At 40.4% G+C, this 19,329-nt stretch carries 18 protein-coding genes; 16 read left to right on the forward strand and 2 right to left on the reverse strand.

The window, feature by feature from the left end:
- Positions 1 to 249: 249 nt before the first annotated feature.
- Positions 250 to 669, forward strand: a complete 420-nt coding sequence (locus ACFVSH_RS14465) for a DUF5365 family protein (protein WP_387706544.1) — start codon at positions 250 to 252, stop codon at positions 667 to 669.
- Positions 670 to 736: 67 nt separating this feature from the next.
- Here the strand turns inward: ACFVSH_RS14465 and ACFVSH_RS14470 are convergent, their stop codons facing one another.
- Complete coding sequence (locus tag ACFVSH_RS14470) at positions 737 to 1,207, reverse strand: thioredoxin family protein (protein ID WP_192203476.1); 471 nt, start codon at positions 1,205 to 1,207, stop codon at positions 737 to 739.
- Between the two features lie 612 nt (positions 1,208 to 1,819).
- Between ACFVSH_RS14470 and ACFVSH_RS14475 the strand changes: the two genes are divergently transcribed.
- The 3 genes from ACFVSH_RS14475 (at position 1,820) to ACFVSH_RS14485 (ending at position 5,945) form a co-directional block, all read left to right on the forward strand.
- Positions 1,820 to 3,367 (forward strand): carbon-nitrogen hydrolase family protein, encoded by a 1,548-nt coding sequence (locus ACFVSH_RS14475; protein ID WP_192203477.1) that lies wholly within the window; start codon positions 1,820 to 1,822, stop codon positions 3,365 to 3,367.
- Between the two features lie 153 nt (positions 3,368 to 3,520).
- The gene (locus tag ACFVSH_RS14480; protein ID WP_387706546.1) at positions 3,521 to 5,251 is read left to right on the forward strand and encodes a phospho-sugar mutase; all 1,731 of its coding nucleotides are present in this window, start codon (positions 3,521 to 3,523) and stop codon (positions 5,249 to 5,251) included.
- 166 nt (positions 5,252 to 5,417) lie between these two features.
- The gene (locus ACFVSH_RS14485) at positions 5,418 to 5,945 is read left to right on the forward strand and encodes an NADPH-dependent FMN reductase (protein ID WP_387596796.1); all 528 of its coding nucleotides are present in this window, start codon (positions 5,418 to 5,420) and stop codon (positions 5,943 to 5,945) included.
- 130 nt (positions 5,946 to 6,075) lie between these two features.
- Here the strand turns inward: ACFVSH_RS14485 and ACFVSH_RS14490 are convergent, their stop codons facing one another.
- Positions 6,076 to 6,318: a YhdB family protein gene (locus ACFVSH_RS14490; RefSeq protein WP_260284405.1), complete on the reverse strand. Its 243-nt coding sequence runs from the start codon at positions 6,316 to 6,318 to the stop codon at positions 6,076 to 6,078.
- A 132-nt stretch (positions 6,319 to 6,450) separates the two neighbouring features.
- On the opposite strand from ACFVSH_RS14490, the gene ACFVSH_RS14495 reads away from it, so the two are divergent.
- From ACFVSH_RS14495 to ACFVSH_RS14550, 12 genes are all read left to right on the forward strand, one after another.
- Positions 6,451 to 7,419, forward strand: coding sequence for a M14 family zinc carboxypeptidase (locus ACFVSH_RS14495; protein ID WP_387596794.1), 969 nt, complete (start codon positions 6,451 to 6,453; stop codon positions 7,417 to 7,419).
- 49 nt (positions 7,420 to 7,468) lie between these two features.
- On the forward strand, positions 7,469 to 7,789 hold the full coding sequence (locus ACFVSH_RS14500; protein ID WP_387706548.1) for a DUF3889 domain-containing protein: 321 nt from the start codon (positions 7,469 to 7,471) through the stop codon (positions 7,787 to 7,789).
- Between the two features lie 242 nt (positions 7,790 to 8,031).
- Positions 8,032 to 8,913, forward strand: coding sequence for a radical SAM/SPASM domain-containing protein (locus ACFVSH_RS14505; protein ID WP_192203482.1), 882 nt, complete (start codon positions 8,032 to 8,034; stop codon positions 8,911 to 8,913).
- A gap of 204 nt (positions 8,914 to 9,117) precedes the next feature.
- On the forward strand, positions 9,118 to 9,960 hold the full coding sequence (locus ACFVSH_RS14510; protein ID WP_260284408.1) for a MurR/RpiR family transcriptional regulator: 843 nt from the start codon (positions 9,118 to 9,120) through the stop codon (positions 9,958 to 9,960).
- 65 nt (positions 9,961 to 10,025) lie between these two features.
- The gene (locus ACFVSH_RS14515) at positions 10,026 to 11,180 is read left to right on the forward strand and encodes a M20 peptidase aminoacylase family protein (protein ID WP_387596782.1); all 1,155 of its coding nucleotides are present in this window, start codon (positions 10,026 to 10,028) and stop codon (positions 11,178 to 11,180) included.
- A complete protein-coding gene (locus ACFVSH_RS14520; RefSeq protein WP_387596779.1) occupies positions 11,173 to 11,967 on the forward strand; it encodes a GNAT family N-acetyltransferase in 795 nt (264 codons plus the stop codon). Before ACFVSH_RS14515 ends, ACFVSH_RS14520 begins: the two co-directional genes overlap by 8 nt.
- A gap of 13 nt (positions 11,968 to 11,980) precedes the next feature.
- The gene (gene menC / locus ACFVSH_RS14525; protein WP_387706551.1) at positions 11,981 to 13,090 is read left to right on the forward strand and encodes an o-succinylbenzoate synthase; all 1,110 of its coding nucleotides are present in this window, start codon (positions 11,981 to 11,983) and stop codon (positions 13,088 to 13,090) included.
- Between the two features lie 165 nt (positions 13,091 to 13,255).
- Entirely contained in the window at positions 13,256 to 14,335 is a 1,080-nt protein-coding gene (locus tag ACFVSH_RS14530) for a YkvI family membrane protein (protein ID WP_387706553.1), read from the forward strand.
- A gap of 164 nt (positions 14,336 to 14,499) precedes the next feature.
- A complete protein-coding gene (locus ACFVSH_RS14535; RefSeq protein WP_387596770.1) occupies positions 14,500 to 15,915 on the forward strand; it encodes a SpoVR family protein in 1,416 nt (471 codons plus the stop codon).
- A gap of 169 nt (positions 15,916 to 16,084) precedes the next feature.
- Entirely contained in the window at positions 16,085 to 16,570 is a 486-nt protein-coding gene (locus ACFVSH_RS14540) for an arsinothricin resistance N-acetyltransferase ArsN1 family A (RefSeq protein ID WP_387596767.1), read from the forward strand.
- A 294-nt stretch (positions 16,571 to 16,864) separates the two neighbouring features.
- Positions 16,865 to 17,320, forward strand: a complete 456-nt coding sequence (locus tag ACFVSH_RS14545) for a MarR family winged helix-turn-helix transcriptional regulator (RefSeq protein ID WP_387596764.1) — start codon at positions 16,865 to 16,867, stop codon at positions 17,318 to 17,320.
- A 71-nt stretch (positions 17,321 to 17,391) separates the two neighbouring features.
- Positions 17,392 to 18,765 carry an FAD-dependent oxidoreductase gene (locus tag ACFVSH_RS14550; RefSeq protein ID WP_387596761.1) on the forward strand — a complete coding sequence of 458 codons (1,374 nt, stop codon included), beginning with the start codon at positions 17,392 to 17,394 and terminating at the stop codon, positions 18,763 to 18,765.
- The last annotated feature ends 564 nt before the right edge of the window (positions 18,766 to 19,329 follow it).

Raw genomic sequence — 19,329 nt, forward strand, 5'->3', positions numbered from 1 at the left:
GATTTAAAATTTTCCAATTAAACTCCTACTTTCGACTACTTTGGTTTTATTTAAATGAAAAAAATATATAATAATTAAAGATAAATTATGAAAAAAGTAACCTTGGACCTATTGCTGAAGTTTTCGTGGTGGAAATTACCACATATTTTTTACAAAATTTATGTTATTCTATTGGGAAAGAAATCGCTTGTCCTAGAATATACATATAATAGATAGGTCTAACGGATCTGAAAAAAGGTGGTTTTTTTAGTGAAGACGGTCTTTTCTTCAACTGAAGAACAAGAGCAAGAAATAGCGAGTCTCGTTTCTCGTTTCTACGAATCTGTATTTCCAACATACTTTACGGAAAGTGAAATTCTTCATTTTCGCGAGATTGGCGTTTTAGAACCCAATCAAAGTTCTGTTACTTACTTGGCAACATTAAGAGACGCATTTCAAGTAATGACATGCCTTCAAGTTCTTATGTCGATATTAGACAAACAAAAGAGAGAAGATTTTATAATGATGGAATCTAAATCTGAAGAATTGTTCCAACATAACATCACACTATTGAATGAATGCGGAATATTCTTCCCCTTTTATTATGACCATTTTTCAAGTATAAACCAAGAAGCGAATAATGATATGCAGATGATGGACATCCAGGTGGCGAATCAATATTTAGTATAGGGTAAAAAAAACGAGCCGGCTATAACGGGAGAAGCATTTCCGTTAGGGCCGGCTCATTTTTTCATTCTTAATTAATATCATGGTCCTCGAACCATTTCTCGAACGTTACTTCATCATTAAAACCGACGATTCGCTCTTGTTCTTCACCATTTTTATAGTGAACGATGGTCGGGGTCTTTTTGATGCCATAATCGCTCCATCCTTGTTCAAACTCCAAAAGATTGAATTGAACAAGATCAATACCCAACTTCTCGGCCAAAGGTGCTACGACTGGCGTGGTTTTTTGACTGGTTGAATTCGTAGGACTATAGAAATAAACGGTCACGTCTTTACTATCTTGGAGGTCCTTCTCCAACTCTACAGGAAGGATCAAATTTTGATAATTGGGGTCATCCAGCTGATCGACAGTGGCAGGTTTAAGCTTATCCTTGCCGTATGGATTTCCTTTTGATTTTTCTTCTTTTTTCATGTTTGTAAAAACGCCCAGCAGGACAAAAAGGGCGACGATTATCACTAAAAATATAGCCATTTTCTTCATTAACCTGCAACCTCCTTGGATCTTGTCCATACGATGTAAATAATAATGACGAATGCAGTCAAGGCTAGAACGTGATGGTGATGAAACCAATACGTTTATATATTGTCCTGTACATGGAACCCTTCCTCATGCAAGGGTGTGTTCGGGAAAGAATGAAACCTTTGCAAAATAATGATACGTGAAAATGTATGCACCGATGCTGTTACTATCCTGGTAAGCAAATCCAATGATCTTATCGAATGATTGCAATTCCTAAAATGATCGTAAAAGGATACGTCGCTGATACCAACAGAGCGCAAACGGTTCATTTTGCTTAATTTCAGAGAAATAAAAGCTTCCAAACATAGCAATGATGGAGCAGCCAAGGCCAAAGTTAATAGGTTTTCCCCATTGCAAATAGTCTTGTTCATGGTTCCTCTTCCCCATCTCTTTTTGCTCTCATGAAAAGTATAGTATGTATGGACGGGGTCTGTAAAATATATATTCTTTTTATCGGGGATTGAGTATGGTTTTTATCCATGCAATTTTGAAATACATGGGTAGGTTCAGTTGTTTTAATTTTTGAATAAGGGGTATAATTCTTATGGAAGAGATTAAAGGAGTATGAGGAAAATGCCCAATTTGGACCTGCATAAATATGAAAAAATAATGGAAATACGTAATATGAGGCTAGGAGACATAGATGAAATAATTGCTTTGCAGTCGAGTTGCTTTCCTGGAATGGTTCCCTGGAAGCGAGATCAGCTTGAGAGTCATCTGGCAATTTTTCCGGAAGGACAGTTTGTGGCTGAATATGATGGAAAAGTGATTGGCTCATGTTCCAGTCTCATTATTAATTTTGACGAATATGATGACCGACATACATGGGATGATGTAACAGATAATGGATACATCACGAATCATAATCCGGACGGTTATAATTTATATGGGATCGAGGTCATGGTCCATCCTAAATTCCGCAGGATGAAAATAGGTCAAAGACTATATGATTCACGAAAAGAACTTGTTGCCCATTTGAATTTAAAAAGCATCATTATCGGCGGCAGGATCCCCAATTACCATAAACATGCGGATGAACTGTTACCAAGGGAATATGTGAAAGAAGTGCAATTGCATAAAATATATGATCCGGTTCTTTCGTTCCAGCTTTTAAATGGGTTCACGCTTATGAGGATCAATCCGAATTATTTACCGGATGATCTGCAATCGAATAAGTATGCTACGCTCATGGAGTGGAATAACGTCGATTATCAACCGAAAACAAAACGTTATTATAAAACATCAGAACCGGTAAGGGTTTGCGTCGTGCAGTACATGCTGCGTAAAATCGATTCATTCGAAGACTTCGCTAACCAAGTCGAGTATTTTACCGACGTTGCTTCGGATGCCAATGCGGATTTCGCCGTGTTCCCGGAATTATTCACCACCCAGCTGATGTCTTTCTTGAATGAAAGATCACCAAGCTTGGCTGTACGGAAACTGTCGGATTTCACGGAGCAGTACATTGAATTGTTTACCACTTTAGCTGTAAGGTATAACGTCAATATCATCGGCGGCTCCCATTTCGTAAAAGAAGATGATGATAATATCTATAATATCGCTTATTTATTCCGTCGCGATGGAACGATTGAAAAGCAATATAAAATTCATATCACACCAAATGAAAGAAAATGGTGGGGAATTAACGCTGGTGACCGCGTTCGAGTCTTTGATACGGACTGTGGAAAAATCGCCATACAGATTTGTTATGATATTGAGTTTCCGGAACTCGCCCGGATTGCTACCGACATGGGAGCCAAAATCATATTCACTCCATTTTGTACGGAAGACAGGCAAGGCTACCTGCGAGTTCGTTATTGTGCTCAGGCCCGTGCCGTGGAAAACCAAATTTATACCGTCATTTCCGGAACGGTCGGGAATCTTCCGCAAACGGAAAATATGGATATTCAGTATGCCCAATCGGGAATCTTCGCTCCATCGGATTTCGAATTTGCGCGTGATGGCATAGTCGGGGAAACCAGCCCGAACCTTGAGATGGTCCTGATTGGCGATGTTGATTTGGAGATCTTAAGGCGGGAGCGACAGTCCGGTACTGTAAGGCAATTGAAAGATCGCCGCCATGATATATACAATCTGCATTACAAAGATGGCGAAAAATAAAGAGGTAAAAGAGCTCGTGATGTGAAGAACGCTAGAGGTGGTTCTTTTCATTACGAGCCTTTACTTCATTTATTGGAATAAATATGATAATTTTGTATATGTAAGGAAGATACATAATCATTACTAATAAGGCGTTGGGAGGAGATGTTGGAGATGGATTGGAAATCTTTATATACCACATGGGCAGGGTACCAGAATTTAAATGGGGAATTACGTGTCCTCCTTGAGGAAATGCAGCGGGATGAAGCAAAACTCGAAGATGCCTTTTATAAAAATTTAGAATTTGGAACAGGCGGGATGCGTGGGGAAATCGGAGCGGGAACGAACCGGATGAATCTTTACACTGTAAGGAAGGCTACGGTTGGGTTGGCTCAATATATCTCTTCGTTTGGGGAAGAAGCAAAAGGAAGAGGGGCTGTGATCGCTTATGATTCGAGGCATAAGTCCCCGGAATTTGCACTCGAAGCAGCTAAGACCTTGGCTACATTTGGTGTGAAGGCTTATTTATTCGATGAATTGCGTCCGACTCCGGAATTGTCATTTGCGGTTCGCGAGTTGAATGCTTTTGCTGGAATCGTCATCACGGCAAGCCACAATCCGCCTGAATATAATGGTTACAAGGTTTATGGGCAGGATGGGGCACAATTACCCCCGGAAGCAGCCGATCAAGTGATCAGCTACGTGAATGCCATTGAAAATGAGCTTGAAATTCAGATTGAAGAAGCTGGTATCCTTAAAAGGAAGGGCCTCATCGAAATGGTCGGGGAGGAATTGGATGCGGCATATAACCGTGAGTTGCTCACAGTTCCCGAGAATCCGCAGCTTGCCGAGGAAATAGATGTGTCAATCGTCTTTACACCGCTTCATGGAACGGCCAATAAATCCGTCAGGCGCGCACTGCAAAGCTTAGGGTATCAAAATTTGCATATCGTCAAGGAGCAGGAATTACCAGATCCGGATTTTTCGACAGTTAAGTCACCAAATCCTGAGGAACCAGCTGCATTTGAAATGGCCATCGAACTTGGAAACAAAGTGGAAGCGGATTTATTGATCGCAACTGACCCAGATGCCGATCGGCTTGGAATTGCCGTGAAAAACGAAGTAGGTCAATATGTTGTCCTGACTGGAAATCAAACAGGTGCACTTTTCCTGGACTATTTACTGTCCCAGAAAAATGAAAAAGGGAAGATTCCTCAAAATGGAGTCGTCTTAAAAACCATCGTCACTTCAGAAATCGGTCGGGCGATTGCCGAGTCATATGGCTTGAAGACGGTTGATGTACTTACCGGGTTTAAGTTCATCGCCGAGAAAATAAATCAATATCATGTAAGCGGGGAAAATAGCTTTTTGTTCGGATACGAAGAAAGCTACGGTTACCTGATTAAAGACTTTGCACGTGATAAGGATGCCATTCAAGCCGCAGTGCTGGCTGTTGAAGTCTGTGCTCATTATAAAAAGCAGGGATTGACACTATATGAAGGGTTACTGAATGTGTTTGAAAAATACGGCTATTACTTGGAAGGATTGCGTTCATTGACTTTAAAGGGCATAGAGGGAGCGAAACAGATTTCTGGAATATTGAATCAATTCCGTCAAAATCCCCCTTCCCGAATAGCTGGCATTCCGGTAGTTGCTGAAGAAGACTATCAACGCAGCAAAAAGCGTACATTACTTTCGAATGATGAAGATTTGATCGAACTTCCGAAATCAAATGTATTGAAGTATTTCCTTGAAGATGGTACATGGGTTTGCCTCCGTCCTTCTGGCACTGAACCGAAAATTAAATTCTATTTCGGTGTCCAAGGTAAATCAATGACAGAAGCTGAGTCCAAGTTATCGGGAGTCATGGAAGATTTCATGAGCAAGATTGAGGCGTTGGTTTAAATATATGAAAGCTAAACGAAAGACCCTTTTCGGTCTTTCGTTTTTTGTGATGGGAAATTTTCAGCAGCATGAATGATCAAAACTCTAGGAAATTCCGTTTCCGGTTTGGTATACTGTATTGGCGACTGATCTCGGAAAACATCGGGAATAATGGAGGTATAAATTCATGAAATTAGTAATCATTAACGGTTCACCACGTAAACAAGGGCGTACGGGGATAGCCTCACGCTACATATCCAAGAAATACGGAGCGGAACTTATTGATTTAAGCAATAGTGAAATCCCTTTATATTCAGGTGAAGGTGAGCAATATCAATTGGATGTGATTCAAGGTCTTCGGAAAAGCATCGAGGAAGCGGATGGCGTAATCCTGACCACTCCGGAATATCATGGTTCCATGAGCGGAGCCTTGAAAAATGCCTTGGATTTTCTAAGCAGTGAGCAATTCACGCATAAACCAGTTGCACTTTTGGCTGTCTCCGGCGGAGGTAAAGGTGGAATCAACGCCTTGAATTCCATGAGGACAGTGGGTCGAAGCCTTTATGCAAATGTGATCGCTAAACAATTGGTGCTTGATCCACATTGCTTCGATTACGAAAATGATGGTTTATTTGAAGAATCTGCCGTCCTTGTAGAAGGTATGATTGAAGAGCTTAAAATGTATGCAACTTCATATACTGCAATGAAAAAATAATGAAAATGGGGGTCAGGTATTTAAATACCTGACCCTTCCTTGTTTATAGGGTTTCACCAGCCAAAGTTATATCCCCGATAATTAATCCTCTTGTATAAATTTTCCCGTTTTGCAAAAACTATAGTTGATTTTAGCTTGGAAGTTCACTTAAATAATCACTTGTTTGTTCTGCCGCATGATCCAGATAGCGAAGCAGTGCATACAGCTGGGATTGGATGATTTGATAATCATGCTCAAACCTGTAAGCATGCAAAAAATGTTCTATTTTTTTCGAAAGAAAGTGATCTTTCGTTCGAACCATCAATACTAACAAGCTGTCCCAATCAGAACGGTGTGTGTGAAACAATGCCTGATCATAATCCGCAATCCTCATGTTCTTCTCCCCCTTAATAAGGAGCTATTTGTATTTTGTTCAGATATGAAAGAACATTTCCTTACAATAAGTGGCGATGTATTTGGACCGCGGTTGTTGCTTTTTTCCTGAATAAAAATAAAAGGTGAGTGCATGAGGAAAATACTGGTAATAGGAATGTTAGTGCTGCTTTTTTTTCCTGAACCATCGCTGGCGGCAAAAGTGTATTCCCCTGAACAGATGGAAATGGATCTGCAGGGAATCCAAAAGCAGTATGAAGTTAACGTTAAAATAATTGGGCAAACTGAAAAAGGGAAAAATATAAAGGCAGTCAAATTAGGAAAAGGAAAAAGATCGATTTTGCTGGTGGGATCACATCATGGAAGGGAATGGCTCAGTTCCATACTTTTAATGCGCATGCTTGAAGAGTATGCAGCCGCCTATCAAGCGGGCAAACCAGTTGGAGAATACCGGACGGAATCATTAGATGAAGTGAGCATCTGGTTCATTCCGATGCTGAATCCAGATGGAGTAAGCATCCAGCAAGGAGATCTCTCCAACTTAAATGTTTTTGAAAAGGCTGCAGTATGGAAAATGAACCGATTTAGCAGGAATTGGTCCAGGTGGAAAGCCAACGCTAAAGGCATTGATTTAAATAGGCAGTATCCGGCTGGATGGCAAGAAGTCATGAGTGATGAAACAAAACCAACGTATCAATTTTATAAAGGCGGAAAACCATTAGAAGCAGCTGAAGTAAAAGCGCTTACGGACTTCACGAAGGAGATCGATCCCCTTATTGCTGTTTCCTACCATACCTCAGGAAGGGAAATCTTTTGGCATTACAAAAACAAACGGAAAAATATGGCGAGGGATTATGGAATTGCCAAAAAAACTGCCGAATTGACTGGATATGAACTGACTTTTCCGGAAAAAGAAGCGGTAGGAAGCGGATTTACGGATTGGTTCATCACTGAATTCCGCCGCCCGGGAATGACGATCGAGCTTAGTTATTTAGTGGATGAAACCAATCCGCCGTTGGCTGTGTTTCCTGAGGAGTGGAAAAGGAATCGATTGGTTGGAATCATGCTTGTAAAAGAAGCGGAGCAGCTGCATAACAACTGAACAATTTTACATAATAATACTAAGCGGAAAGTATAAGGAGGAAAAGATTTTGAAAAAAGTCAGCGTGTTGCTAATGGGGATTTTTTTGATCATGCAAGCAGGTGCCATTTCAGCACAGGCCCAAAAACCAGATTACGAAAAATACGGAAAGATTGCAATTACAGTTGTGCAGGCAGATTATCCTGAAGTTGAGATTAATGATTACGAATATAAGGGCAGAAAAACTGTATCGAAAAATCTCGTCGAAGACGTTTTCAGATTTTTGGTCGATGACAAAGGTCAGAAGTTCAATGTCATCGTGACCGTACAACATGATTTGAAAAATGAAAAATTACTTAGTTTGAAGGTCACGGAGCAAAAAGAGAAGTGAGGTCAGAACAAACGGAAAATTCTAGGTAGGCATCTTACGGGACATCTTCACCTCGAGAAGATGTTTTTTTCTGATTTCTTTTATAGGTTGTCTGGAAAATGGTGAATACCGGATTAGTTGTTAATTGAAAGTGATTCACATCCGTTCAGCTGCCATGAAGTTTTCATTGCATTTATGAGCAGCTAACCAGTATAGTTAGTATCAGATTGAAACAATAAGCTTGATTGTAGGGGTATTAGAAAATGAGAAGGTTTAAGAAAGTTTATGTGGAAATTACGAATATATGTAATTTGAAGTGTAATTTTTGTCCAAGTTCCAGCTTGCAAAGGACCCTGAAATTCATGGATCCTGAAGGGTTTACGGATGTAATCAAGAAAATCAAACCACACACCGATCATATTTATTTTCATCTGATGGGTGAACCATTTTTAAATAAAAATTTGGGTACATTCCTGGATATCAGTGCTGAAAATGACCTGAAGGTTAATATTACAACGAACGGTACTTTGATTCAAAAGGTCAAAGACAAGCTGCTCTCCAAAAAAGCCCTTCGGCAGGTGAATATTTCACTTCATAGCTTTGAGGCAAACGATACGAGCAATAGTCTTGATTCTTATGTCAGTAATATTGCCGATTTCATAAATGAAGCAAATGAAAAAAGCGAAGTGATTTGTGCCATTCGTTTATGGAATATGGATACGGCTGAATTAAAAGCGAGTAATGGCCTGAACGACGATATTCTTAGCATGCTGGAGGAGAAGCTTTCATTGGACATTCGCTTAAGTGAAGCTCTTCAGCAAAAGAATAATATTAAGTTGAAGGACCGGGTTTATATAAACATGGCCGAAAAATTCGAGTGGCCGGAATTGGACCGTGACATTATCGATGAAAATATTTTCTGCTATGCCCTTAGAGATCAGTTAGGCATCTTGGTGGATGGTACAGTGGTACCTTGTTGCTTGGATAGTGAAGGGAAAATACCGCTTGGAAATATATTCGAAACATCACTTGAAGACATTTTAAATGGTGAACGGGCGAAAAATATGTACGATGGTTTTTCAAGAAGATGTGCAGTTGAAGAATTATGTAAACGCTGTGGCTATGCAAAGCGCCATAAAAAATAAGATTAAGAAAAACCACGGAGTCCATCTTCGTGGTTTTTTGAGTGATTGAATGATATTGCTCCTTCTTTTTTATTAAAAATTCAGAATATTATTGTTTTATTGGAAGTCCCGTGATAAAATACTCACTATTATTGATGAAGTGATAACTTCATATTGTCATATAAAAAGTATTGGATTCATATCTTGCTTCAGAGGGGATGTTTTATGGATTTACAGCAAAAGGTTAAAGAAGTATTCCCTAGTTTATCCACTGGTCAAAAAAAGGTAGCAAAATACTTGTTAGTGCATTCACATACATTTGCAGTCACTTCAGCTCAAGAGCTCGGTAAGGATATAGGGGTGAGTGAAACGACCATCATCCGCTTTTGCTATTCATTGGGGTTAAGTGGATATGCGGAACTTCAAAAACTTATTCGCAATCAATTGATATACGAGAGCAGCAGTTTGAATGAATATCATTCTTCAAAACTTGAAGCCGCGAATCAGCCAAACTTCATGGCTCAGGTGATGGGGCAAGATATCATCAGCATTGAAAAGACAATGAATAATTTATCAAATGAAGATTTCTCCAAAACAGTTGATAAATTGGCGGCAGCTGACAATGTTTTGATATCCGGACACCGGTTATCATTTTCGGCAGCACATTGGTTAACCTTTACGCTGAGGCTTGTTAGGGAAGAGGTCCATTTATATAGGCCTGATACAGATGATATATTTTTACTGTTGAATAAAATGACTGAAAATTCCGTTTTCGTATCCATTTCTTTTCACCGTTATGTTAAAGAGACTGTGAAAATCACGGAAATGGCAAAAAAAGCGGGTGCATTTGTAATTGGTGTTACAGATTCTGAATTGGCTCCAATTGCTGAATACGCTGACATATTATTGCCCATTTCAACACCCAGGACTTCCACTATCGATACGGCACCGGTGTTATTCTCATTATTGAATAGTTTAGTAGCTGGTGTATCGATTAAGGACGAACAGGGTTTCAAAGAAAGAAAAGCTATATATGATGCGTTCAATCAAGACGAATTTTTCTTTTGAGAGATTAAATTTCCATCAGTTCGGTGAACAAGCCGATTAAACCGGGATACAAGGGGGAGACAGAAATGGATATCACACAATCTATCGAAAAATTAAGGCCTCGTATACTCGATATCTTTGAGCATTTACACGCGCATCCTGAAACGAGTTGGAATGAAGTGAATACGACAGCTTTCATTTCAAATATTTTAACGGAAAATCAGTGTGCGGTGAAAACATTCAAGGACTGTACAGGAGTGATTGGGGAAATCGGGGATGGGGATTTCACGGTAGGGTTACGATCGGATATCGATGCACTTTGGCAGGAGGTGGATGGGACGTTTCAAGCCAATCATTCCTGTGGACACGATGGGCATATGACCTTGGCACTTGGAGTATTCCTGGTATTGAAAGAAATGGACTTCCATCCAAGAGGCAAACTTAAATTCATTTTTCAGCCTGCTGAAGAAAAAGGTACGGGCGCCTTGAAGATGATTGAAGAAAAAGTATTGGATGATGTCGATTTCCTTTATGGGGTGCACTTAAGACCGGTTGAGGAAGTGAAGGATGGGCAAGCGGCACCAGCCATTGTCCATGGTGCCGCTCAGTTCATTAAAGGAGAAATAGCGGGGACTGATGCACATGGGGCCAGACCGCATCAAGGGCAAAATGCCATCGAGATAGGAGCAGCCTTCATCACTTTGTTGAATGGTATCCATCTCAATCCATCCATCCCTTATTCGGCAAAAATGACCCAGTTTTTTGCTGGAGGGGAAAGCTCAAATATCATCCCTGGGAGAGCCACTTTCTCATTGGATTTACGGGCACAGGATAATGCAATGATGGAAGAGCTCACCAAGAAGGTGGAGAAGGTTGCAGAATCTTTGGCGATTGTCCATGGAGTCGAAGTGAAACTCGAACCGGGAACCAATGTTGCCGCAGCAACCGTGAACGATCAAGCCCAGGACATAATGTCTGAAGCGATAGCCGATACAATCGGGGAAGAAAATCTGGTAGCGCCTGTCATTACGACAGGAGGAGAGGATTTTCATTTTTATACGTTGAAAAGACCTGAACTGAAAGCGACGATGCTTGGATTGGGCTGTGATTTGGCACCAGGGCTCCATCATCCGAACATGACGTTCAACAAAGATGCTTTGTTATCGGGGATTGAAATCCTGGCCAAAGCCATCATACTGACTTTTGAGAAATATGGGGAGGGGGGACACTTACATGACTGATGAACTAATCATTAAATCACTATCAACACTTGAGGATTTACAAGAAGTGCAGCGACTGGAAGTCCTTGTATGGGGCATGGATTGCGTTCCCATCCATCAGACGATTACGGCAGTCAAAAACGGCGGGCTTGTTTTAGGCGGCTACATCAATGGCCAGTTAGTCGGGTTTCAATACAGTTTTCCGGGTTTCAAGGATGGAAGGTCATATCTTTGTTCACATATGTTAGCAATCCATCCGGCCCATCAAAAGAAGGGCTACGGCAGATTACTTAAACTTGCGCAAAAAGAAGAAGCACTGAAAAAAGGTTACGACTTGATCACATGGACGTATGATCCATTGGAAAGTGTGAATGCAAACTTGAACATCGGTAAGCTAAAAGCTGTTTGCTCTACCTATATGGATGATTGTTATGGAAATATGAATGATACCCTAAATGAAGGATTGTCCACTGATCGATTCATGGTGGAATGGAATATACGCCAGGAAGCAAAGGAAGATACTCCGCTTCCAGATAAAGCCACACACATCGTAACGACAGGAATGAATGACCAAGGCTTTCCTTACATCAAGGATTATCATTTTGAAAGCAATTCAGAGGTGATCGCCATACCCATTCCGACAGATATTCAACAAATCAAAAAGACTGATCTCAGCCTTGCGATTGATTGGCGGTTAAAAACCGGTGAATTATTCAAAAAGCTTTTTGCCAAAGGATATGTTGCAGCCGGGATTGAACGGGAACAAGGTGAAATTATTCAAAACTATTTATTAAAAAAACAAGAATAAGAGGGGAATCGGGATGAAAATAACAGAAGTGCGTTTACGTCATTTAAATATGGATTTGGTAGCTCCCTTTACAACAAGCTTTGGAACGTTTGTGGATAAGGAGTTCATTCTTGTGGAAGTGAAAAATGGAGAGGGGCTTTCAGGTTGGGCTGAATCTGTGGCGTTTTCAGCACCTTGGTATAACGAAGAAACCATAAAAACCAATTGGACCATGCTGGAGGATTTCCTGATACCGCTTGTATTGGATAAAGAAATAGAGCATCCCCGTGATGTATCGGATATGTTCTCGCATATTCGTAAGAATAATATGGCGAAATCGGCAATCGAGGGAGCCATCTGGGATTTATACGCAAAAGAAAATAATATCCCATTAAGCATGGCTTTAGGCGGGGAACTGGAAAAAATCGATGTTGGGATCAGTATCGGCATCCAAAAAACGGTACCTGAATTACTGGCGAAGATAGAAGCTGGATTGAAGGATGGGTATAAAAGAATAAAAATGAAAATCCAACCAGGCTGGGATGTAGATGTAATCAGGGAAGTGCGCAACCGATATCCCGATGTCCCGATCATGGCAGATGCAAACTCCGCTTACCGCCTGAAAGACATCGAATTACTGAAACAGCTTGATCTTTTTGATTTAATGATGATCGAGCAGCCTTTGTCATCAGATGATATTGTCGATCATGCCACATTACAAGCGGAAATCAAAACACCGATTTGCTTGGATGAAAGCATACATTCCGTGGAAGATGCAAGAAAAGCCCTTGAATTGGGAAGCTGTAAAATCATTAATATTAAGATCGGCAGGGTTGGCGGTTTAACGGAAGCGATGAAAATACATGAATTATGTAAAGAAAGGAATGTACCGGTTTGGTGCGGAGGCATGTTGGAATCTGGTGTGGGGCGTGCCCATAATATCGCATTGACAACACTTGATAACTTCACGATGCCTGGTGATACGGCAGCATCAACGAATTATTGGCATAAAGACATCATCCAACCGGAGGTTACAGTGGAAGGTGGAGTCATATCGGTTCCAAAGGCGGCAGGCATTGGCTATGAAGTCGATTACGCTGCGGTCGATGAATTCACTTCCTATAGTAAAAGATATACCAAATGATAAATGTATAAGAGTTGAATATAAAAGAGCCTCCCAGCTTCATGGGCTTCGGTCCGTTAACTTGAAGCAGGGAGGAGATTGAAAGAACTGGATAATGATGAAAGGGAAGATATTTCTTTTACCTTAAATTGTCAGAATAATCATATAATTAAGGTGGTATGTGATATGAAAAACAGTGTAAATCTTGCAGGTGCCTATATTGGAATCATCATTGGAGCAGGTTTCGCTTCAGGACAAGAAGTATTACAGTTCTTCACGAGTTTTGGAATCTACAGTGTATTGGGAATTTTGGTGGCAACAGCTTTATTCGCGTTTTTAGGCATGCAAGTTACTCAATTGGGGAGCACTTTCCAAACACGCTCCCATAAAAGCATCATCGATCATATTTGTGGCCGCTATATAGGCAGGGTGGTCGATATTATTATTACATTTTTCTTGTTTGGCGTTACAGTCATCATGATTGCCGGTTCCGGAACGATTTTTGAAGAACAATTCGGGATTCCAGGTATAGTTGGTGCAATCGTCATGACGGTGCTCACGATGGGTACTCTTTTACTAAATGTTAACAAAATAATGTCCATCATAAGTGCCGTAACCCCGTTTTTATTTGTTATAATGATCATTATTTCAGGTTATTCATTTTTTACATCCGATCTAAGTTTCAATCAAATCATTTCATCTTCAAGTAAAGGGACGGCAGCAACCGGAAATTGGATGATGGGGTCATTACTTTATGTTTCATATAATATGACTGCCGGAATTGCCATGCTAGCCGTAATGGGAGGGACCCTCAAGAATAAGAAAGAGGCTGGTATGGGAGGGGTTCTAGGAGGTATCGGATTGGGGATTTTGCTATTCTTGATCAATTTGGGGATGATGTCCGACTTGAAGGGCATAGAAAGCTCAGGTATGCCTACCCTTCATTTAGCAAATCAGATTTCTCCATGGTTGGGATATCTCCTATCAATCATCCTTTTAGGAATGATTTATAATACAGCTGTCGGGATGCTGTATGCATTCACCGCCAGGTTGGTGCCTGCTGAAACGAAACGCTTTAAAATATCCGTGATCATGGTCGGGGTCCTCGCGTTCCTTGCAAGTTTCGTTGGCTTTATTGAATTGGTTGGGACGGTATACCCAATCACAGGGTACTTAGGTTTTGTAATCATAGCAGCGCTCATCATTTCCTGGGTCCGTTCAAAAACGAAAAAAGAGGCTGTGAATACGGAATTAGTGAAATTTTAATATCCATAAGTTTGAGTGCAGAACTGCATGAAACATTTGGCCTGACATCTTCTTTTATGGAGGTGTTTTTTTTCTGTTATCGAGGACCTTTACTCATGATCACGGCATTTTTCCTCCTTTTTTTCATACATTAGTTTAAAGGCGGAAGACAAGGGGGATATCGGATGAATGAAGCGGAGCAAAAGGCTCTGGAATATGCCATTAGTGAAATTACAGAAATAGCAACTGGGTTCGGGTTGGATTTTTACCCGATGCGTTATGAAATTTGCCCTTCAGAAATCATTTATACATTTGGTGCCTATGGGATGCCGACCCGTTTTTCTCATTGGAGCTTTGGGAAGCAATTTCATAAAATGAAGCTGCAGTACGACTTTGGATTAAGTAAGATCTATGAACTGGTCATTAACTCTGATCCTTGTTACGCTTTTCTGCTGGACTCCAATTCACTTGTACAAAATAAATTGATTGTTGCGCACGTTTTGGCGCATTGTGACTTCTTTAAGAATAATATCCGTTTCAATAATACTAAGAGGGATATGGTAGAAAGTATGTCGGCAACGGCAGAAAGAATCCGTGAATATGAAATCCTGCATGGCAAAAAGGAAGTGGAAACCTTCCTCGATGCACTTTTAGCCATTGAAGAACATATCGATCCGTCGCTGATGAGACCGAAACTTGCCTGGACGATGGAAGATGAGGAAGAAGAAGAGGAAGTAAAACCGACAGCCACACAATACGATGATTTATGGAACCTTGATAAAAAGGATAAACCGAAGCAATCGAACGTTAAAAAGAGAAAAAAATTCCCGCCAAGGCCTGAAAAGGATATTATGCTTTTCATAGAACAGTACAGCAGGGATTTAACCGATTGGCAACGGGATATCATGACGATGATCAGGGAAGAGATGCTGTATTTCTGGCCGCAGCTGGAAACGAAAATCATGAACGAAGGCTGGGCATCCTACTGGCATCAGCGCATAATCCGTGAATTGGATCTATCCTCAGGGGAAGCCATTGAATTCGCAAAACTGAACGCAGGCGTCGTTCAGCCATCACGGACCAGCATCAATCCTTATTATCTTGGATTGAAAGTGCTTGAAGATATTGAAGAACGCTATGATAATCCAACTGAAGAAATGATCAAGCTGGGTGTCAAGCCTGGATCTGGCCGGGAAAAGATGTTCGAAGTCAGGGAAATCGAATCGGATATTTCCTTTCTCCGCAATTATTTGACGAAAGATCTAGTCATGCGGGAGGATATGTACTTATTCCAAAAGCAGGGCAAGGATTATAAAATCGTCGATAAGGCATGGGAACATGTTCGTGATCAACTCGTGAGTATGAGGGTTAACGGCGGTTTCCCGTATATCACAGTAAATGATGGGGACTTCATGCGCAATGGGGAACTGTATCTAAAGCATTGGTATGAAGATATTGAACTGGATCTGAAGTACCTCGAAAAAGTCATGCCATATATCCATCAGCTCTGGGGCCGCTCCGTTCATATGGAATCAGTCATAGAAGGAAAAGAAGTCCTGTTTTCCTATGATGGAAAAGGTATTCACCGGAAATATTTATAAAGCAGAAAAAACTGCCGATCACTCGGCAGTTTTCTTGTTTCAAGCTCTATTACTCGTTAAGAGCTACTTTGCATAAAGAATCAATTATACTTGTAATATGCAACTATTAATGTTATAAACCGATTATAGAATTTTGAAAAAACTCATTTAGCAAACGGAGGGGAAAAGTATGATCATTCGTGAAGCGATGGAAACGGACATAGTTTCCATCAAAGAAACTTACAATCAAGGGATTGAGGATCGGGTTGCCACGTTAGAAACTGAAACGAAGGACCAAACCTACATGGAGGAATGGTTTGCCAAACACATGGGACGATATAAGGTCATTGTCGCTGAGCATGAAGGGCAGATTGTTGGATGGTCTTCTTTAAACCCATATAACAGCCGCGATGCTTATAAAGGGGTTGCGGATTTATCCGTTTATATCTCAAGAGATCACCGAGGAAAAGGGATTGGCGGTTTATTGCTGCAATCCATCGAAAAGCTCGCAAAAGAAAATGATTTCAATAAAATTGTGTTATTCACTTTTCCCTTTAACCAGATGGGTCAAGGATTGTACAAAAAACGGGGGTATCGCGAAGTAGGAGTGTTTAAGAACCAGGGAATTTTAGACGGGGAATTTGTCGATGTGATGGCTATGGAGAAATTACTTTAAATAAAAATTAGGGGGGAGGAGGATTATGACAGTGAACCATTCAAGCGTATTTCTGTTGGTTATTTTGATGCCTATTTCAAGCTGGTTTTGGCTTCTCGTGAACCTGTGGTGGAAAAGGCAAAAGAATTCATTGAAACCAATTTTTTTAAAGGCGAAGCGTGTTATTATGGCGAGCAAGCTCACCGAAATTTCATGACGGCTTTTAATAAACTAAAAGGATAAATAAAAAATAGTTGAATTAAATAGTTGCAAAATGCAAATAATCAGCGTATAAATAAAAGTGAGGTGACAGTAATGGAAAATGAAAACCTTAGAGGTCTCTTCCAACTCTTAACTAGACGTTTTGGATTATTGAATAAAAATTGTTGCAGCGCAGATGGAATTGAGATATCCCTTGTTCAAAGCCATATCCTGTATGAAATAAACCGACAAAACCACGCTTCGATCCAGCAAATTGCAGAAACCCTGGGAACGGATATCACGACGTTCAGTCGACAAATCCAATCCCTTATAAAATTAAATTTAGTCACAAAAACTCCCGATGCGGAAGATAGGAGAATTTCTATCCTTTCTCTGACCGATGAAGGTGTGAAAGTCAACCAAACCATCGATCAGCAAATGAATGATTACTTGAATGAGATTTTCAAGACGATGAATGAATTTGAAAAGGAATCAGTCGTGCGTTCTCTACAACTGCTTAATGATCGAATGCTGAAGTCTTCGGTATGTTGTACTACTCCATGGGGGTAGTATAATTTTTCGAGAATACTTGCAAAATACAACCTTTTTTTAAAAAAATAAAAATATAGGAGGGAATCAGGATGAGTCAATTTGATAAAAGCGCATTACCCGTAGCAATTATAGGAGGAGGTCCTGTGGGGCTGGCCGCGGCCGCTCATTTACTAAAAAAAGGGGAAAAGTTTATCGTATTGGAAGCAGGGGAATCGGTGGGTTCAAGTATGCTGGAGTGGGGACACGTTCGAATGTTTTCTCCTTGGCAGTATAACATCGATCAAGCAGCAAAGGAATTACTGGAGAACGCTGGATGGACGTCACCTGACGAGAAAGCTTTGCCGACAGGTCACGAATTGGTAGAAGAATACCTTTTGCCGCTAAGTAACCTTCCAGAAATAAAAGAACAGATTATGTTACAAGCAAAAGTAGTCGGTGTTGCCAAAAAGGCTCACGATAAATTAAAAACAGGAAAACGGGACACTGCTCCCTTTCAACTGTATGTAGAAGTGAATGGTGACACAACAGTAATTGAAGCGAAAGCTGTCATTGATTCATCAGGTACTTGGACAAATCCAAACCCCATCCTATCAAATGGAATCTGGACGAATATGGAGAGACAATTACACAATCAAATCCACTATGGCATTCCAAACGTCGAACAACTAGAAAATAGATATCAAAATAAAACGACCGTGGTGATTGGAAGCGGCCATTCTGCCATCAATGCCCTATTGGATCTGGCCACCTTACAGCAAAAGTTTACGGATACAAAGATCTACTGGGTTCTTCGTAAAAAACAGATCCATGAAGTGTACGGCGGACAAGAAAATGACGGGTTGGCGGCTCGTGGAGAACTGGGGATAAGAATTCAGCAATTAGTGGAATCTGGACGAATCCATATTCTTACTCCCTTTCATATTAACGGAGTTACTCCAACAAACGGTAAAATCACGGTAGTCGGAGAACTAAACGGAGAAAACTTCAAACTCGGTGATATCGATGAAATCGTTGTGAGTACGGGCTTCAGACCTGATACTTCCTTTTTAAATGAAATAAGGATAAACCTTGATTCAGCCGTGGAAAGCATAGAAGCGCTTGCTCCGTTAATTGATCCCAATATTCATAGTTGTGGAACCGTGCGGCCGCATGGTGAACAAGAATTACGGCACCCTGAAAAGAACTTCTACATTGTTGGCATGAAGAGTTACGGAAGAGCACCAACCTTCTTACTGGCGACAGGTTATGAACAAGTCCGTTCCGTGGTGGCATATCTGACAGGAGATGTAGAGGGGGCAAAAGAAGTGCATTTGGAACTCCCTGAAACAGGAGTGTGCAGTGTGAATCTCGCTTCCAGTTGCTGCGATTCAGATATTCCAGCAACTGAAACAAAGGATAATTCTTGCTGTGGCAGTCCCGTTTTAGCGAGATTGGAAATTAAAAAAAATTCTTGTTGTGAGTAAAACAGAAGACCAGTCTGAAATCAGGCTGGTCTTTTGGTATGATACTTTTTATTTCGAGCTGCAATATTAAATTATTTTTGGATAGTCGGACCACTTATTGTGACTTCTTTTGCCCTATGGAGCTAACGCACCTGTTAGATGAATAAGGAGTCAATTTACGATAAAAAGACCCATAAAGCGAAGGCACCTATTACAACTGGAATGATGGATAACAGTATAAGAATTATTTTCGCTATAATGTAGGATTTACTTGCTATTTTGTGAAAAAGAATCATATCCTGTTCTGCCCAAGTAGCATAGGTATCATTTCTAATCCATTTCCACTTCTTAACTTCCTTAAGATGTTCCTCTTCCGTATATTTTAACAAAATAAATATGAAAAAGATTATTCCTGGAATTTAAGCGTAACAGTAGATAAGTTAAAATTTAAGAAACAATTATCGGGAATTGAACAAATCACACTGAAAGATTTTCCGTATACCTGGGTAGGTAGCTCAAGTAAGGGATTTGATGATTTTTTTCACCTTGAGTACACAGTAGATGTATTTGCCAAAATGGAAAAAA

Origin of the sequence: Peribacillus sp. NPDC058002 (assembly GCF_042886655.1) — a bacterium.
Lineage (GTDB): Bacteria > Bacillota > Bacilli > Bacillales > DSM-1321 > Peribacillus > Peribacillus aracenensis.

Bases quoted from the DNA above. Each gene is read 5' to 3' on its own strand.
- ACFVSH_RS14470 (WP_192203476.1), bottom strand. From the start codon at position 1,207: ATGAAGAAAATGGCTATATTTTTAGTGATAATCGTCGCCCTTTTTGTC.
- ACFVSH_RS14475 (WP_192203477.1), top strand. From the start codon at position 1,820: ATGCCCAATTTGGACCTGCATAAATATGAAAAAATAATGGAAATACGT.
- ACFVSH_RS14480 (WP_387706546.1), top strand. From the start codon at position 3,521: ATGGATTGGAAATCTTTATATACCACATGGGCAGGGTACCAGAATTTA.
- ACFVSH_RS14485 (WP_387596796.1), top strand. From the start codon at position 5,418: ATGAAATTAGTAATCATTAACGGTTCACCACGTAAACAAGGGCGTACG.
- ACFVSH_RS14490 (WP_260284405.1), bottom strand. From the start codon at position 6,318: ATGAGGATTGCGGATTATGATCAGGCATTGTTTCACACACACCGTTCT.
- ACFVSH_RS14495 (WP_387596794.1), top strand. From the start codon at position 6,451: ATGAGGAAAATACTGGTAATAGGAATGTTAGTGCTGCTTTTTTTTCCT.
- ACFVSH_RS14505 (WP_192203482.1), top strand. From the start codon at position 8,032: ATGAGAAGGTTTAAGAAAGTTTATGTGGAAATTACGAATATATGTAAT.
- ACFVSH_RS14510 (WP_260284408.1), top strand. From the start codon at position 9,118: ATGGATTTACAGCAAAAGGTTAAAGAAGTATTCCCTAGTTTATCCACT.
- ACFVSH_RS14515 (WP_387596782.1), top strand. From the start codon at position 10,026: ATGGATATCACACAATCTATCGAAAAATTAAGGCCTCGTATACTCGAT.
- ACFVSH_RS14520 (WP_387596779.1), top strand. From the start codon at position 11,173: ATGACTGATGAACTAATCATTAAATCACTATCAACACTTGAGGATTTA.
- menC (WP_387706551.1), top strand. From the start codon at position 11,981: ATGAAAATAACAGAAGTGCGTTTACGTCATTTAAATATGGATTTGGTA.
- ACFVSH_RS14530 (WP_387706553.1), top strand. From the start codon at position 13,256: ATGAAAAACAGTGTAAATCTTGCAGGTGCCTATATTGGAATCATCATT.
- ACFVSH_RS14535 (WP_387596770.1), top strand. From the start codon at position 14,500: ATGAATGAAGCGGAGCAAAAGGCTCTGGAATATGCCATTAGTGAAATT.
- ACFVSH_RS14540 (WP_387596767.1), top strand. From the start codon at position 16,085: ATGATCATTCGTGAAGCGATGGAAACGGACATAGTTTCCATCAAAGAA.
- ACFVSH_RS14545 (WP_387596764.1), top strand. From the start codon at position 16,865: ATGGAAAATGAAAACCTTAGAGGTCTCTTCCAACTCTTAACTAGACGT.
- ACFVSH_RS14550 (WP_387596761.1), top strand. From the start codon at position 17,392: ATGAGTCAATTTGATAAAAGCGCATTACCCGTAGCAATTATAGGAGGA.